Here is a 15,543-nt window from a genome sequence, read left to right on the forward strand (position 1 = left end):
GATGAGCGCGAAGACGACGGGACGCGACGCTCCGGCCGGCGACCTGCGGCTGGTCAACCTGACCAAGAGGTTCGGCATCTTCACCGCGGTGGACGACCTCGGCCTCACCATCCCGCAGGGCTCGTTCTTCGCCCTGCTCGGGGCGTCCGGCTGCGGCAAGACCACCACCCTGCGCATGATCGCCGGCCTGGAGCAGCCGACGAGCGGGCAGGTGCTGCTCGGTGACCGGGACATCGCCCGGCTGCGCCCTTACAAGCGGCCGGTCAACACCGTGTTCCAGAGCTACGCGCTCTTCCCGCACCTCAACATCTTCGAGAACGTGGCGTTCGGGCTGCGTCGGCGCGGCATCCGCTCCGTCGACGACGAGGTCATGCGGATGCTCGCGCTGGTGCAGCTCGACGACTTCGGCCACCGCCGCCCGGCCCAGCTCTCCGGCGGGCAGCAGCAGCGGGTCGCGCTGGCCCGCGCGCTGATCAACCGGCCGCAGGTGCTGCTGCTCGACGAGCCGCTCGGCGCGCTCGACCTGAAGCTGCGCCGGCAGATGCAGATCGAGCTGAAGCGCATCCAGACCGAGGTCGGGATCACCTTCGTGCACGTCACCCACGACCAGGAGGAGGCCATGACCATGGCCGACACCGTCGCGGTGATGAACGCGGGGCGGATCGAGCAGCTCGGCGCCCCGGCCGACATCTACGAGTACCCGGGCACCGCGTTCGTGGCGAACTTCCTCGGCCAGTCCAACCTGCTCGCCGCCGAGGCCGCCGGGCCCGCCGGGTCCGAGGTGCCGGTCACCGCCCACGGGGCCGCTTTCTCCGTGCCCGCCGACCGCGCCCGCGCCGACCGGGGCGCGGTCTACCTGGGGGTACGCCCCGAGAAGCTGCACCTGGCCGACTCCGCCGACGAGGTACCCGCCGGCCACCAGCACGTCACCGGCGTGGTAACCGACGCCTCGTACGTGGGGGTCAGCACCCAGTACCTGGTGCGCACCGGCTGGGGCAGCGAGCTGTCCGCGTTCGCGGCGAACAGCGGGCTCGGCGGCCGGCTGCCGGTCGGCGCGTCCGTGGTGGCGCACTGGGATCCCCGGCACGCGTTCCTGCTGCCCCGGGAGTCGGGTCAGGACGACCGCACCGCCGGCCTGGTCGACGAGCCGGTGGGTGCGTCCTCGTGACGGCGCTGGCCCACGTACCCACGTCGACGGGGCAACCGGCGGGGCCCCCGCCGCCGCCCCGGCTCGGGCGGCACCGGCTGCTGCCGTACCTGCTGCTCCTGCCCGGCGCGGCCTGGCTGCTGCTGTTCTTCGCCGTGCCGCTGTTCCAGCTCGCCGCCGCGAGCCTGTACGACCCGAGCGGCTCGCTCTCCACCGGGTACGCGCTGACCTGGGCGTTCGGCAACTACCCGGACGTGTTGCAGGCGTACTGGCCGCAGTTCGCCCGCTCCTTCGGGTACGCCGGGATCGCCCTGGTGCTGGCCCTGCTGATGGGCTACCCGCTGGCGTACGCGATCGCGCAGAAGGCCGGCCGGTGGAAGAACCTGCTGCTGGTCTGCGTGGTCGCCCCGATGTTCACCAGCTTCCTGGTGCGCACCCTGGCCTGGAAGACGATCCTGTCCGACAACGGCGCTCTGGTCGGGCTGCTGCGCGACGTGCACCTGCTCGGCCCCGACGGCCGGCTGCTGGCCACGCCGATCGCGGTGATCCTCGGGCTGACGTACAACTTCCTGCCCTTCCTGGTGCTGCCGCTGTACGCGAGCCTGGAGCGGCTCGACCACCGGCTGCTGGAGGCGGCCGGCGACCTGTACGCGAGCCCGGTGCAGACCTTCCGCCGGGTGACCCTGCCGCTGTCGATGCCCGGCCTGATCGCCGGAACGCTGCTGTTCTTCATCCCGGCCACCGGCGACTACATCAACGCGGAGCTGCTCGGCACCCCCAACGAGTACATGATCGGCAACGTCATCGACTCGGCGTTCCTGGTCCGGCTGGACTACCCGCAGGGCGCGGCGCTGTCGTTCCTGCTGATGGCGGCGATCCTCGCGGTGGTCTTCGGCTACCTGCGCCGGGCCGGCACGGAGGAGGTGCTGTGAGGTTCTCCCGTTGGCTCGCCGACCACTGGGTGATGGGCGTGGCCCTGCTGGTGCTCGGCTACCTGTCCCTGCCGATCGCCGTGGTCGCCGCACTGTCTTTCAACCGCCCGTCCAGCCGCCTGTCGTACGACTTCAACGAGTTCACGCTCGACAACTGGCGGCAGCCCTGCGCCACCTCCGACATGTGCGACTCGGTGCTGCGCAGCGTCCAGATCGGCTTCATCTCCACCGTCGTCGCCACCGTGCTCGGCACGCTGATGGCGTTCGCGCTGGTCCGGCACCGGTTCACCGGCCGGTCCGGGATCAACCTGCTGATCTTCCTGCCGATGGCCACCCCCGAGCTGGTGATGGGCACCTCGCTGCTGGCCCTGTTCGTCTCCGCCGGCGTGCCGCAGGGATTCTGGACCGTCGTCATCGCGCACGTCATGTTCTGCGTGTCGTTCGTGGTGGTGACCGTCAAGGCGCGGCTCGCCGGAATGGACCGGCGGCTGGAGGAGGCCGCCGCGGACCTGTACGCCGGCCCGTGGCAGACGTTCCGGCTGGTCACCCTGCCGCTGGTGCTCCCCGGCATCGTCGCCGCCGGGCTCCTGGCGTTCTCGCTCAGCTTCGACGACTTCATCATCACGAACTTCAACGCCGGCACCACCGTCACGTTCCCGATGTACGTCTGGGGCGCCGCCCAGCGGGGCATTCCGCCGCAGGTCAACGTCATCGGCACGGCGATGTTCGTGATCGCGCTGCTGCTCGTCGGGGTCACCTCGCTGCGCGGGCGGCGGTCCCGCCGAGCCGGCCTCCCGGTCGCCCCGGCAGCCGGCCGCCGGGCGAAGATCCCATCATGATCCTCCCGCATACCGGCCGGGCGCTCGCCGACGCGGCGCCCGTACCGTACTGGCTCGACCGGCCGGAACGCCCCGACCCGCTGCCGCCGCTGACCGGCGCGCACTCCGCCGACCTGCTGGTGATCGGCGGGGGGTACAGCGGGCTGTGGGCGGCCCTGCTGGCCAAGCAGGCCGACCCCGGCCGGGACGTGCTGATCGTCGAGGCCGGCACCTGCGGCTGGGCGGCGTCCGGGCGCAACGGTGGGTTCTGCGCCGCCTCGCTCACCCACGGGCTGGCCAACGGGGCGGGCCGGTTCCCCGGCGAGATCGCCGAGTTGGAACGCCTCGGCCGGGAGAACCTGGCCGACATCGCCGCCACCGTCGACGCGTACGGAATCGACTGCGACTTCGAGCGCACCGGCGAACTGGCGGTGGCCGTCGAGCCGTACCAGCTCGCCGGGCTCGCCGAGGACGCGGAGCTGGCCCGCCGGTACGGCCACGACGCGCGGCTGCTCGACCGCGACGAGGTGCGCGCCGAGGTCGACTCGCCGACGTACCTCGGCGGGATGTGGGACCGCGACCGGGTGGCGATGCTCGACCCGGCGAAGCTGGCGTGGGGGCTGCGCCGCGCCTGCCTCGACCTCGGCGTGCGCATCCACGAACACACCCGGGTCACCGGCCTGCGCGGCGACGGCCCCGTCCTGCGCGCCGCCACCCTCGGCGGAGCCGGGCGGGCCCCCGGCGTCGTCCGCGCCCGGCGGGTCGTCCTCGCCACCAACGCGTTCCCGCCGCTGCTGCGCCGACTGCGCGCCTGGCTCGTCCCCGTCTACGACTACGCCCTGATGACCGAGCCGCTGACCCAGGCCCAGCGGGACGCGATCGGCTGGCGCAACCGGCAGGGGCTCGCCGACACCGGCAACCAGTTCCACTACTACCGGATCACCGCCGACGGGCGGATCCTGTTCGGCGGCTACGACGCGGTCTACCACCACGGCAACCGGGTCGCCCCCGAGCTGGAGCAGCGGCCGGCCACCTTCACCGCCCTCGCCGAACACTTCTTCACCACGTTCCCGCAGCTCGCCGACGTGCGCTTCAGTCACCGCTGGGGCGGCGTCATCGACACCTGCACCCGGTTCTGCCCGTTCTTCGGCACCGCGTACGACGGCCGGCTGGCGTACGCGGCCGGCTACACCGGCCTCGGCGTCGGGGCCACCCGGTTCGGCGCGCGGGTGATGCTCGACCTGCTGGCCGGCGGGGACACCCCGCTGACCCGGCTCGACCTCGTGCTCGGCAAGCCGCTGCCGTTCCCGCCGGAGCCCGTCCGGGCCGCCGGCATCCACCTCACCCGCTGGTCGCTGGCCCGCGCCGACGCGCGTGACGGCCGGCGCAACCTCTGGCTCCGTACACTCGATCGTCTTGGTTTGGGGTTCGATACCTGATGCGCATCCTGCTCGTCGGCGCCGGCGGTGTCGGTTCCGCCGCCGCCGCCATCGCCGCCCGCCGAACATTCTTCGACACCATGGTCGTCGCCGACGCCGACCCCGCCCGCGCCGCCCGCGCGGTCGACGGCCACGGCGACCGCTTCGTCGCCGCGACCGTCGACGCCTCCCGCGCCGACGCGGTCGCCGCGCTGTGCCGCGAGCACCGGATCACCCACGTGCTCAACGCCGTCGACCCGCGCTTCGTCATGCCGATCTTCGACGGCGCGTACGCGGCCGGCGCCGACTACCTCGACATGGCGATGTCCCTGTCCCACCCGCACCCGAAGCGCCCGCACGCCGAGACCGGTGTGAAGCTCGGCGACGACCAGTTCGCCGCCGCCGACCGGTGGGCCGGGGCGGGTCGGCTCGCGCTGTGCGGCATCGGCGTCGAACCTGGCCTCTCCGACATCTTCGCCCGGTACGCCGCCGACGAGTTGTTCGGCGAGATCGACGAGATCGGCGTACGCGACGGCGCGAACCTGACCGTGGAGGGCTACGCCTTCGCCCCGTCCTTCTCCATCTGGACGACGATCGAGGAGTGCCTGAACCCGCCGGTGATCTGGGAGAAGGACCGGGGCTGGTACACCACCGAGCCGTTCAGCGAGCCCGAGGTCTTCCACTTCCCGGAGGGGATCGGCCCGGTGGAGTGCGTCAACGTCGAGCACGAGGAGGTGCTGCTCATCCCGCGCTGGGTCGACGCGCGGCGGGTCACCTTCAAGTACGGCCTCGGCGAGGAGTTCATCGAGGTCCTGCGCACCCTGCACAAGCTCGGCCTGGACTCCACCGAACCGGTCACCGTGCGCGGCGTGCCGATGTCCCCGCGCGACGTGGTGGCCGCCTGCCTGCCCGACCCGGCCACCCTCGGGGCGAAGATGCGCGGCAAGACCTGCGCCGGCACCTGGGTGCGGGGTCTGTCGAAGTCGGGTGAGCCCCGCGAGGTCTACCTCTACCACGTCGTTGACAACGAGTGGTCCATGCGCGAGTACGGCCACCAGGCCGTCGTCTGGCAGACCGCCGTCAACCCCGTCGTCGCCCTGGAACTGCTCGCCACCGGCGCGTGGTCCGGCACCGGCGTGCTCGGCCCGGAGGCGCTGCCCCCGCGCCCGTTCCTCGACCTGCTCACCGGCTACGGCTCGCCCTGGGGGATGGAGGAACGATGACCCGTTCCACCCGCTCCCGTTGCGGGGTCGACCCGTCCGTCCCGCCTTGGAGGCCGGGCAGCGGATGCGGTCGTACGAGATGACCGAGCTGGTCGCCTCGGGCCTGGACCGGCACCGAGGGCTGACCGTGGCCGCGGACGGCTGACCACTGCGGGGGCGAATGTCCGCGTGGTGAAGACGGGTGGGCGAATCGTCGTGGTCCGGATGCGATCCGGCGTGGAACGTACGGCCCCTGCCCCGTGACTGTCCGTGCCGATCCCCGCCCGATCGATGCTGGCGAGTGTCGCTGTGGCGGTTACCAGGGCGGTGGCGGGCGGTGACACTCGGTGCCGTGACGCAACAACCTCCCCACCGCAATGGTCCGTACGCCTTCCCGGTCGTCCCGCCCGCCGCCAGGCCGGGATGGTTCCGTCGGCTCCAGCCCGGGCAGCGCGTCGGCGCGATCGTCGGTGGCGTCCTGCTGTCGTCCGTCCTGCTCTGCTGCTCCGGGGCGACCCTCGTCGGCGCCCTGGCCGACGACCCGCAGCAGGGCCGCACCCCAGCCACCGCAAACGAGAGCACCCGGGGAGACTCCCTGGCCTCCACTCCCGAACCGGTGGCGGTCAGCGCCTCGCCGGTGCACTCCGACCCGGCGCCCGTACCCTCCACCGCCCCGCCGCCGACGACAACGGCCCCGAAGGTGGAGACCCGCACCGAGACGAAGACGCAGGTGATCAGACACGCGGAGAGGACCGTCAAGGATCCATCCCTGACGGAGGGCAAGCGGGCCGTGCGGACCCGGGGCGTCAACGGGGTGCGCACGTTGACGTACCAGGTCACCCTGACCGACGGGGTGCCCACCGGCCGCAAGCTGGTCCGGTCGGTCGTCACGAGGCAGGCGGTTACCCAGGTCGTCGCGGTGGGGACCAAGCGGGAGCGGCGATGCGATCCGAACTACGGCGGATGCGTGCCGATCGCCAGCGATGTGGACTGCGCAGGCGGTAGTGGCAACGGCCCCGCGTACGTCACCGGCCCGATCGAGGTCATCGGCGACGACATCTACGACTTGGACCGCGACAACGACGGCTACGCCTGCGACGACTGACCCACCCCACCCCACCCCACCCCACCTTCCTCCCCCTCCCCCTCCCACCCCCTCCCCTCCGCGATCTTGCACTTGAGGCCCGGACCAATGCGGTAAAGCGGTCATGTTTGGGGCCGTAACTGCAAGATCGCGGAGGGGAGGGGGAGGGAGGGGCAGGTTGGTTTTCCACAGGAGGGGCTGGTTTTCCACAGGGCGTGGGGTGGGTGCAGCGGCTGGGGTGTGGTTCTGGGCAGGCTGCCAGCATGGGGACTCAACTTTGGCGTACCGCGTCGCTGCTCCAATCCACCACGCGGAAGCGGCTCCGGATCCGGGTAGCGAACGGGCGGGTTGTCCGGGTGCGGCGAGGGGTGTACGCGAATCGCCCTGTCGATGATCGTGATTCGCTGCAAGCCCTGTTGATGTGCCTGCCGCCCGAGGCGATGCTGGCCCGGCAGACTGCCGCCCGAATACATGGTTTCGGCGTCCTGCCCGAAGGTGCCGTTCATGTGCAGTTGCCGCCCGAAGTCCCCAAGCCCCGCCTTCCCGGTCTGGCGGTCCACCACTCGGCTCTGCCGGCGGAGCCGGTCATGGTGAACGGGCTGCCCTGCGTGCCGGCTGCCAGATGCGCGGTGGACCTGGCGAGGACGGTTCGGCGACTGGACGCTCTCCCGGTGCTCGATGCCGCGGTTCGGTCCGGCACGGTGTGCCGGGATGAGTTGATCGTGGAAGCCTTGGTCCATCGAGGGCTACGGGGTGTGCGCCAGGCACGCTCACTGGCGTTGTTGGCTGATGGGCGCTCCGAGTGTCGACAGGAGAGTCAGCTGCGGTTGGTGCTGATCGACGGCGGCCTGCCGGCGCCGGAGCCGCAGATCTGGGTGCTGGACGGCGACGGGGTGGCGCGATACCGGCTCGACCTGGGATATCGCGAACGGCGGGTCGGCATCGAGTACGACGGTCTGTCCCACCTCGATCGTGATCGACTGCGACATGACCGGGACCGTGCCAACTGGCTGGATGCCGAGGGCTGGACGATGCGCTACTTCACGGACCGTGACCTCTACCGCCGCCCTGACCACATCGTCGCGACGGTCCGTGCAGCCCTAACCCCCTAACCCCCTAACCCCCTGACCCACCCACCCTCCCCTCCCCTCCCCGCCCACCCGCGATCTTGCACCAGCGGCCCCGACAACTCTCGTGAAACGGGCACTTCGGGGGCCGCAACTGCAAGATCGCGGGAAGGGGAGGGGTGGGTCAGGGGGTGGGGGTGAGGTGGGAGCGGATCAGGAAGCGGAGGCCGTCGGGGGCCTCCAGGCTGAAGCCGCTGCCCCGGCCCGGGACCACGTCGACCGTGAGCCTCGTGTGCTTCCAGAGCTGCCACTGGGATTTCGAGATCCAGAACTCGACGGGCTCGGGGACGCCGTCGACCGCCAGCGACGCCAGCAGCACGTCGGAGCCGCCGGTGCGGAACTCGCCCGCCGGGTAGCACATCGGGGCGCTGCCGTCGCAGCAGCCGCCGGACTGGTGGAACATCAGCGGCCCGTGCCGCCCCCGCAGCGACCGGATCAGTTCGGCCGCCGCGGGGGTGAGGGAGACGGGCGACGCCGCGCCGCCCGGGTCGGGCGGGAAACGCGTGCCGGCGCCGACCGGATCGGCCATCAGAAGAAGCCGAGCTTCTTGGGGGAGTAGCTGACCAGCAGGTTCTTCGTCTGCTGGTAGTGCTCCAGCATCATCTTGTGGTTCTCCCGGCCGATGCCGGACTGCTTGTACCCGCCGAACGCGGCGTGCGCCGGGTACGCGTGGTAGCAGTTCGTCCACACCCGCCCGGCCTGGATCGCGCGCCCAGCCCGGTACGCGGTGTTCATGTCCCGGGTCCAGACGCCGGCCCCGAGCCCGTACAGGGTGTCGTTGGCGATCTTCACGGCTTCGTCGAGGTCGGCGAAGGAGGCCACCGAGACGACTGGGCCGAAGATCTCCTCCTGGAAGATCCGCATCGAGTTGTCGCCCTCGAAGATGGTCGGCTGCACGTAGTACCCGCCGGCCAGTTCACCACCGAGGTCGGCGCGTTCCCCGCCGGTGAGCACGCGAGCGCCCTCCTGGCGGCCGATGTCCAGGTAGGCCAGGATCTTCTCCAACTGGTCGTTGGACGCCTGCGCGCCGATCATCGTGTCGGTGTCCAGCGGATGGCCCTGACGCACCGCCCGGGTCCGGTCCACCGCCGCCGCGAGGAAGTCGGCGTAGTGGCCCTGCTGGATCAGCGCCCTCGACGGGCAGGTGCAGACCTCGCCCTGGTTCAAGGCGAACATCGTGAACCCTTCGAGCGCCTTGTCGAGGAAGTCGTCGGACGCCGCGCTCACGTCGTCGAAGAAGATGTTCGGGCTCTTGCCGCCCAGCTCCAGGGTGACCGGCTTGATGTTCTCGCTGGCGTACTGCATGATCAGCCGCCCGGTGGTGGTCTCCCCGGTGAACGCCACCTTCGCCACCCGGGGCGAGGACGCGAGCGGCTTGCCCGCCTCGACGCCGAAGCCGTTGACGACGTTGACCACGCCGGGCGGGAGCAGGTCGGCGATCAGCGAGATCAGGTGGTGGATGGACGCCGGGGTCTGCTCGGCGGGCTTGAGCACCACCGCGTTGCCGGCCGCGAGGGCCGGGGCGAGCTTCCAGACGGCCATCAGGATCGGGAAGTTCCACGGGATGATCTGCCCGACCACGCCGAGCGGCTCGTGGAAGTGGTACGCCACGGTGTCGTCGTCCAGCTCGCCGAGGCTGCCCTCCTGGGCCCGGATCGCCCCGGCGAAGTACCGGAAGTGGTCGATCGCGAGCGGGATGTCGGCGGCCAGGCACTCCCGTACCGGCTTGCCGTTCTCCCAGGTCTCGGCGACCGCGAGGGACTCCAGGTTCTCCTGCATCCGGTCGGCGATCCGGTTGAGGATCAGCGCCCGCTCGGCGACCGGGGTGCGGCCCCAGGCATCGGCCGCGCCGTGGGCGGCGTCGAGGGCGCGTTCGACATCCTCGGCGGTGCCGCGGGCCACCTCGCAGAACGTCTGGCCGGTGATCGGGGTGGGATTCTCGAAGTACTGGCCGCCGTGCGGCTTGACGTACTCGCCGCCGATGAAGTGGTCGTAGCGGGACTGCCAGTGGGTGGGCGCGTCGTAGCGCGTCATCGGTACCTCCGCCGTCGGTGCTCGGGGTGACGGCGGCGAGGTTAGTTACCCCGACGTTGCAGCGACGTTGCGCGGCCGAGGTCGTACTCGATGCCGAGCTGGCGGGCGCGGGCCAGCGCGAGGGGCCGGCGGGGCGCGCCCGGCGGCAGCGCCCGCGCCAGGGCCTGCCAGGCGGACAGGTCGTCGGTCCCGGCGGGCGTCGCGGTCCAGGCCGCGAGCGCCGCCGGATCGCCGCCGGCCAGCACGGCGGCGCGCAACTGCCCGTCGACCAGCCGGCGCAGCCGCGCGACCCCCGGCGCGTCGGAGGAGGGCAGCAACGACCCGGGGTACGCGTCGAGCGCCCCCGCCACCTCACCCCGTTCCAACAGCTCGGTGACGGTCTGGAAGTCCGCCCGCACCCGGGCGCGCAGCCGGTAGGGGCGGGAGTCGAGCAGCTCCGCCCCCAGCGCCCGGCGCAGCCGGGACAGCTCGGCGCGCAGGGTGACCGGGTGCAGCCGGTCGTCGCCGTACAGGTCGAGGCCGAGCTGTTCGCCGGTGCGCCCCCCGGGATGGTCGAGCAGCAGCACCAACAGCTCGCTGTGCCGGCGGCCGAGCCGGACGGTCCGCCCGCCGACGCGCACCTCCGCCTCGTCGCGGCCCAGCGCGCGCACGGCGATCGCGTCGGGCTCGGCCGGGCGGGCGGCGGCGAGCTGGGCCTCGGCGGCCCGGGCGGTGGCCCGGACCAGGGCGAGGCTCTGCGGGTGGGCGAGGTGGTCGCCGCCGGTGATGTCGACCGCGCCGAGCAGCCGCCCGGTGGCCGGGTCGTGGATCGGTGCGGCGGCGCAGGTCCAGCGCTGCACGCGCCGGCTGAAATGCTCGGTGGCGAAGATCTGCACGCTGTGGTCGCAGGCCAGGGCGGTGCCGGGGGCGTTGGTGCCGGCGTGCGCCTCGTCCCAGCGGGCGCCGGGCACGAAGTTCATCCGCTCGGCGTGCCGGAGCACCCCGGGATGCCCCTCCACCCAGAGCAGCCGCCCGTGCGCGTCGCAGACCGCCATCAGGTGCGCCCCGTCCTGGGCGATGCCGCCGAGCAGGTCCCGGAACAGCGGCAGCACCCGGGCCAGCGGGTGGGCGGCCCGGTAGCCCTCCAGTGCGTCGTCGGTCAGCTCGACCGGCGGGGCGACCTCGGGATCGACCAGCGCCGAGCGCTGCCAGGACAGGCGGACCACCTCCCGCACCCGGCCCGGCTCGGTTCCCGCGAGGAACGCCTCGTGGGCGGCGCCGACCTGCGCGATCCGCTCCGCCGGATCGGCGCCGAACTCCAGGGCGAGCCACGGGTCAGCCATCGGCGACCTCCTCGCGACCATCGTGACGCAGCTCACCGCCGATCGCCAATACCGGTTGCCGTCCGGTTGCCGTCCGGGCGTCGCGCCGTGGGCCCGGTGGCGGGCCGGGACGGGCCCGTGGGCGGTGTCGTGGGCGGTGTCGTCCGGCCGAGGGTTGCGGGCCGGTCAGCCGAAGGCGCCGTCGAGGATGTCCAGGCCCCGGGCCAACTCCGCGTCGGAGATGACCAGCGGGGGCAGCAGGCGCAGCACGTTTCCGTACGTGCCGCAGGTCAGCACCAGCAGGCCGGCGGCGTGGCAGGCCGCCGCGACCGCCGCCGCGGCGGCCGGGTCCGGGACCAGGGTGCCGGGCCGGACCAGCTCCACGGCGAGCATCGCGCCCCGGCCGCGTACCTCGGCGACCCGCGGATCGCCGGCGGCGATGGCGCACAGCCGCTCGTCCATCGTCGCCCCGATCCGGCGGGCGGTGGCGGCCAGGTCCAGCTCGTGCATGGTCTCGATCGTCGCCAGCGCCGCCGCGCAGGCGATCGGGTTGCCGCCGTACGTGCCGCCCAGGCCGCCCACGTGCACCGCGTCCATCAGCTCGGCCCGGCCGGTCACCGCCGCCAGCGGCAGGCCGCCGGCGATGCCCTTGGCCAGGGTGACCAGATCTGGGACGACCTCCTCGTGGTCGCAGGCGAACCAGTCCCCGGTGCGGCAGAACCCGGTCTGGATCTCGTCGGCCACGAAGACCACCCCGGCCGCCGTCGCCCACTCGCGCAGCGCCGGCAGGAACCCCGGCGCCGGTACGACGAAGCCGCCCTCGCCCTGGATCGGCTCGATCAGCAGCGCGGCGACGTTCTCCGCGCCGACCTGCTTCTCCACCGTCTCGATCGCCCGGGCGGCGGCCTCCGCCCCGGACAGCCCCCCGTCCCGCAGCGGGTACGACATCGGCACCCGGTAGACCTCGCCGGCGAACGGCCCGAACCGGTGCTTGTACGGCATGTTCTTCGCGGTCAGCGCCATGGTCAGGTTGGTCCGGCCGTGGTACGCGTGGTCGAACACCACCACCGCCTGCCGACCGGTGGCGTGCCGGGCGACCTTCACCGCGTTCTCCACCGCCTCGGCGCCCGAGTTGAACAGCGCCGAGCGCTTCTCGAACGTGCCGGGGGTGAGGGCGTTGAGCCGCTCGCAGACGGCCACGTACGACTCGTACGGCGCGACCATGAAGCAGGTGTGGGTGAACCGCTCGACCTGCGCCTTCACCGCCTCGACCACCCGGGGCGCGGAGTTGCCGACGTTGGTGACCGCGATGCCGGCGGCGAAGTCGATCCACTCCCGCCCGTCGACGTCGGTGATCGTGCCGCCGCCCGCCCGGTCCACGTACGCGCCGACGACGCTGCCGACGCCCCGGGCCACCGCCGCGCCGCGCCGCTTGTGCAGCTCCTCGCTCGATGCCACCGGTCAGCCCTCGATGTTGTGCATGACGTGCTTGATCCGGGTGTAGTCCTCCAGGCTGTACACCGAGAGGTCCTTGCCGTGCCCGGAGTGCTTGAAGCCGCCGTGCGGCATCTCCGAGACGAACGGGATGTGGGTGTTCACCCAGACGCAGCCGAAGTCGAGCCGGCGGGTCATCCGCATCGCCCGGCCGTGGTCCCGTGTCCAGACCGAGGCCGACAGGCCGTAGTCGACGCCGTTGGCCCAGCGCACCGCCTCGTCCTCGTCGGAGAAGCGCTGCACGGTGATGACCGGCCCGAACACCTCGTCCTGGATGATCTCGTCGGCCTGGCGCAGCCCGGAGACCACGGTCGGCGCGTAGAAGTAGCCGCGCTCGCCCTGCCGGGAGCCGCCGGTCTGGATCGCCGCGTGGTCCGGCAGCCGGTCGACGAAGCCGCTCACCCGGGCGAGCTGGTTGGCGTTGTTCAGCGGGCCGTACAGCACGTCGGCGTCGTCCGGGGCGCCGGTCCTCGTGTTGCGGGCCTGCTCGGCGAGCGCGGCCACGAAGTCGTCGTGGATGCCGGGGCCGGCGAGCACCCGGGTCGCGGCCGTGCAGTCCTGGCCGGCGTTGAAGTAGCCGCCCATCGCGATCGCCTCGGCCGCCGCGGCCACGTCCGCGTCGTCGAAGAGCACCACCGGGGCCTTGCCGCCCAGCTCCAGGTGGGTCCGCTTCAGGTCCGGCGCGGCGGCGGAGGCGACCTCCATGCCCGCCCGGGTCGAGCCCGTGATCGACACGAGCTGCGGGGCCGGGTGCGACACGAGGGCACGACCGGTGTCCCGGTCGCCGCAGACCACGTTGAACACCCCCGGCGGGAAGAACTCGGCGGCGATCTCGGCCAGCAGCAGCGTCGACACCGGCGTGGTGTCCGACGGCTTGAGCACCACCGTGTTGCCCGCCGCGAGCGCCGGGGCGATCTTCCAGACCGCCATCATCAGCGGGTAGTTCCACGGGGTCACCTGGGCGCACACGCCGATCGGCTCGCGCCGCACGTAGGAGGTGTGCCCGGCCAGGTACTCCCCGGCCGAGCGGCCCTCCAGCAGCCGGGCCGCGCCGGCGAAGAAGCGGAACTGGTCCACCGCCGGCGGCAGCTCCTCATCGGCGGTGAGCTGGCGGGGCTTGCCGGTGTTGCGGACCTCCGCGTCGACCAGCTCGGCGGCCCGCGCCTCCACCGCGTCGGCGAGCCTGAGCAGCGCCCTCTGCCGCTCGCCCGGGGTGGTGTCCCGCCACGTCTCGAACGCGGCGGAGGCCGCCCGCATGGCCGCGTCCACGTCCGCGACGCCGGAGACCGGCGACTGGGCGAAGACCTCGCCCGTGCACGGGTCGATCAGGTCGGCGTACCCGCCGTCCACCGGATCGACGTATGCGCCGTTGACGAAGTTGCGCAGCTTCTGCTGATCGCTCATCAGGTGTCTCCGAGGGATGGCCGAGGGTGCGGACAGCGGAGGTTATCGGAATCTGACTGCCATCTTGGCTACCGAATTCGCGGCAGACAAGGGTTTGAGCGACTGTTTCCGTGCGAGTGCGCGTGGTCTAGGCTGCCGAGGTGTGGAGCCGAGAGCCTTCTTCGTCGCCGGCCGCCCCGCACACGGCGAGGGCGAGCTGACCGTCACCCATCCGTACGACGGGCGCGCGGTGGGGCGTACCACCCTCGCCACGCCCGACCAGGTCGAGGCCGCCGTCGCGGCGGCGGCCGGGGTGGCGGCGGAGGCCGCGGCGCTGCCCGCGCACGCCCGCGCGGCGGCCCTGGACCACGTGTCGCGCCGGCTCGCCGAGCGGGCCGAGGAGGCCGCCGCGCTGATCACCGCCGAGAACGGCAAGCCGGTCAAGTGGGCGCGGGCCGAGGTGGGACGCGCGGTGTCGACGTTCCGCTGGGCGGCCGAGGAGGCCCGGCGGTTCTCCGGCGAGCTGCAACGCCTCGACACCGATCCGACGGCCACCGGGCGGATCGCCCTGGTCCGGCGGGTGCCGAAGGGGCCGGTGCTCGGCATCGCGCCGTTCAACTTCCCGCTGAACCTGGTCGCGCACAAGGTCGCCCCGGCCATCGCGGTCGGTGCGCCCATCGTGGTGAAGCCCGCCCCGGCCACCCCGCTGTCGGCGCTGCTGCTCGGCGAGATCCTCGCCGAGACGGAGCTGCCCGCGGGGATGTTCTCGGTGCTGCCGCTGCCCAACGAGCGGGCCGCCGAGCTGGTCGCCGACCCGAGGCTGCCCGTGGTGTCGTTCACCGGCTCCGGGCCCGTCGGCGCGGCCATCCGCCGGTCCGTGCCCGACAAGCACGTCACCCTTGAGCTGGGCGGCAACGCGGCGGCCGTCATCTGCGAGGACTGGAACACCGACGAGGACCTGACCTTCGCCGCGCACCGGATCGCCACGTTCTCCAACTACCAGGCCGGGCAGTCGTGCATCGCCGTGCAGCGGGTGTACGTGCACGAGTGGCTCTACGACGCCTTCCTGCCCAGGCTGGTCGCGTCGGTGGAGGCGCTGCGGACGGGGGACCCGTCCGACGAGCTGACCGACGTCGGGCCGCTGGTCTCCGTCGCGGCGGCCGAACGGGTCGAGGAGTGGGTCGACGAGGCGGTGGTGGCCGGGGCGACCATCGAGGTGGGCGGCCGGCGCGACGGCGCGACCTACCCGCCGACCGTGCTGTCCGGGGTGCCGGCCGACGCGAAGGTGTACGCCGAGGAGGTGTTCGGGCCGGTCCTGGTGGTCGCCCGGGTCGAGCACGACGCCGCCGCGTTCGCCGCCGTCAACGACTCGGCGTACGGCCTCCAGGCGGGCGTCTTCACCCACCGCCTCGACGTCGCCTTCGCCGCGCACCGCGCCTTGGAGGTGGGCGGGGTGATCGTCGGCGACGTGCCGTCGTACCGGGCCGACCAGATGCCGTACGGGGGAGTGAAGGGCAGCGGCGTCGGCCGGGAGGGCCTACGCAGCGCGATGGACGACTACACCGACCCCCGCGTCATGGTGCTGACCGGCATGCTGTTGTAG

The 15,543-nt window shown here is 72.5% G+C and carries 14 protein-coding genes; 9 read left to right on the plus strand and 5 right to left on the minus strand.

Features of this window, described 5'->3' with window-relative positions; genetic code table 11:
- The first annotated feature begins 1 nt into the window (after nt 1).
- The 8 genes from OG617_RS19250 to OG617_RS19285 all read left to right on the plus strand — a co-directional run bounded on the left by OG617_RS19250 (nt 2) and on the right by OG617_RS19285 (nt 7,713).
- On the plus strand, nt 2-1,168 hold the full coding sequence (locus OG617_RS19250; protein ID WP_405094458.1) for an ABC transporter ATP-binding protein: 1,167 nt from the start codon (nt 2-4) through the stop codon (nt 1,166-1,168).
- Nucleotides 1,165-2,079 (plus strand): ABC transporter permease, encoded by a 915-nt coding sequence (locus OG617_RS19255; protein WP_405094459.1) that lies wholly within the window; start codon nt 1,165-1,167, stop codon nt 2,077-2,079. Before OG617_RS19250 ends, OG617_RS19255 begins: the two co-directional genes overlap by 4 nt.
- The gene (locus OG617_RS19260; RefSeq protein ID WP_405094460.1) at nt 2,076-2,918 is read left to right on the plus strand and encodes an ABC transporter permease; all 843 of its coding nucleotides are present in this window, start codon (nt 2,076-2,078) and stop codon (nt 2,916-2,918) included. Before OG617_RS19255 ends, OG617_RS19260 begins: the two co-directional genes overlap by 4 nt.
- Complete coding sequence (locus OG617_RS19265) at nt 2,915-4,336, plus strand: NAD(P)/FAD-dependent oxidoreductase (RefSeq protein ID WP_405094461.1); 1,422 nt, start codon at nt 2,915-2,917, stop codon at nt 4,334-4,336. Before OG617_RS19260 ends, OG617_RS19265 begins: the two co-directional genes overlap by 4 nt.
- Nucleotides 4,336-5,538, plus strand: coding sequence for a saccharopine dehydrogenase family protein (locus OG617_RS19270; protein WP_405094462.1), 1,203 nt, complete (start codon nt 4,336-4,338; stop codon nt 5,536-5,538). The genes OG617_RS19265 and OG617_RS19270 overlap by 1 nt, the downstream gene beginning before the upstream one ends.
- A 19-nt stretch (nt 5,539-5,557) precedes the next feature.
- On the plus strand, nt 5,558-5,683 hold the full coding sequence (locus tag OG617_RS19275; protein ID WP_405094463.1) for a hypothetical protein: 126 nt from the start codon (nt 5,558-5,560) through the stop codon (nt 5,681-5,683).
- A 186-nt stretch (nt 5,684-5,869) separates the two neighbouring features.
- Nucleotides 5,870-6,622, plus strand: coding sequence for a G5 domain-containing protein (locus tag OG617_RS19280; RefSeq protein ID WP_405094465.1), 753 nt, complete (start codon nt 5,870-5,872; stop codon nt 6,620-6,622).
- Nucleotides 6,623-6,969: 347 nt separating this feature from the next.
- Nucleotides 6,970-7,713 (plus strand): DUF559 domain-containing protein, encoded by a 744-nt coding sequence (locus OG617_RS19285; protein WP_405094466.1) that lies wholly within the window; start codon nt 6,970-6,972, stop codon nt 7,711-7,713.
- A gap of 139 nt (nt 7,714-7,852) precedes the next feature.
- On the opposite strand, the gene OG617_RS19290 is transcribed toward OG617_RS19285, so the two are convergent.
- The 5 genes from OG617_RS19290 to OG617_RS19310 form a co-directional block, all read right to left on the minus strand.
- Entirely contained in the window at nt 7,853-8,257 is a 405-nt protein-coding gene (locus OG617_RS19290) for a DUF779 domain-containing protein (RefSeq protein WP_405094467.1), read from the minus strand.
- Nucleotides 8,257-9,762: an aldehyde dehydrogenase gene (gene adh, locus OG617_RS19295; protein WP_405094468.1), complete on the minus strand. Its 1,506-nt coding sequence runs from the start codon at nt 9,760-9,762 to the stop codon at nt 8,257-8,259. The genes OG617_RS19290 and adh overlap by 1 nt, the downstream gene beginning before the upstream one ends.
- Nucleotides 9,763-9,803: 41 nt before the next feature.
- On the minus strand, nt 9,804-11,084 hold the full coding sequence (locus tag OG617_RS19300; protein WP_405094469.1) for a GAF domain-containing protein: 1,281 nt from the start codon (nt 11,082-11,084) through the stop codon (nt 9,804-9,806).
- Nucleotides 11,085-11,249: 165 nt separating this feature from the next.
- Nucleotides 11,250-12,521, minus strand: coding sequence for a 4-aminobutyrate--2-oxoglutarate transaminase (gabT, locus tag OG617_RS19305; RefSeq protein ID WP_405094470.1), 1,272 nt, complete (start codon nt 12,519-12,521; stop codon nt 11,250-11,252).
- A 3-nt stretch (nt 12,522-12,524) separates the two neighbouring features.
- Entirely contained in the window at nt 12,525-13,961 is a 1,437-nt protein-coding gene (locus OG617_RS19310) for a gamma-aminobutyraldehyde dehydrogenase (protein WP_405094471.1), read from the minus strand.
- 142 nt (nt 13,962-14,103) lie between these two features.
- Here OG617_RS19310 and OG617_RS19315 point away from each other — a divergent pair, with 142 nt between their 5' ends.
- Nucleotides 14,104-15,543: an aldehyde dehydrogenase family protein gene (locus OG617_RS19315; RefSeq protein ID WP_405094472.1), complete on the plus strand. Its 1,440-nt coding sequence runs from the start codon at nt 14,104-14,106 to the stop codon at nt 15,541-15,543.

Origin of the sequence: Micromonospora sp. NBC_01412, from assembly GCF_045040215.1 — a bacterium.
In the GTDB taxonomy this organism is placed as follows: domain Bacteria; phylum Actinomycetota; class Actinomycetes; order Mycobacteriales; family Micromonosporaceae; genus Micromonospora; species Micromonospora rubida.

Coding starts and splice junctions, on each gene's coding strand:
- OG617_RS19270 (WP_405094462.1), top strand. CDS start 4,336: ATGCGCATCCTGCTCGTCGGCGCCGGCGGTGTCGGTTCCGCCGCCGCC.
- OG617_RS19300 (WP_405094469.1), bottom strand. CDS start 11,084: ATGGCTGACCCGTGGCTCGCCCTGGAGTTCGGCGCCGATCCGGCGGAG.
- OG617_RS19290 (WP_405094467.1), bottom strand. CDS start 8,257: ATGGCCGATCCGGTCGGCGCCGGCACGCGTTTCCCGCCCGACCCGGGC.
- adh (WP_405094468.1), bottom strand. CDS start 9,762: ATGACGCGCTACGACGCGCCCACCCACTGGCAGTCCCGCTACGACCAC.
- OG617_RS19250 (WP_405094458.1), top strand. CDS start 2: ATGAGCGCGAAGACGACGGGACGCGACGCTCCGGCCGGCGACCTGCGG.
- OG617_RS19310 (WP_405094471.1), bottom strand. CDS start 13,961: ATGAGCGATCAGCAGAAGCTGCGCAACTTCGTCAACGGCGCATACGTC.
- OG617_RS19265 (WP_405094461.1), top strand. CDS start 2,915: ATGATCCTCCCGCATACCGGCCGGGCGCTCGCCGACGCGGCGCCCGTA.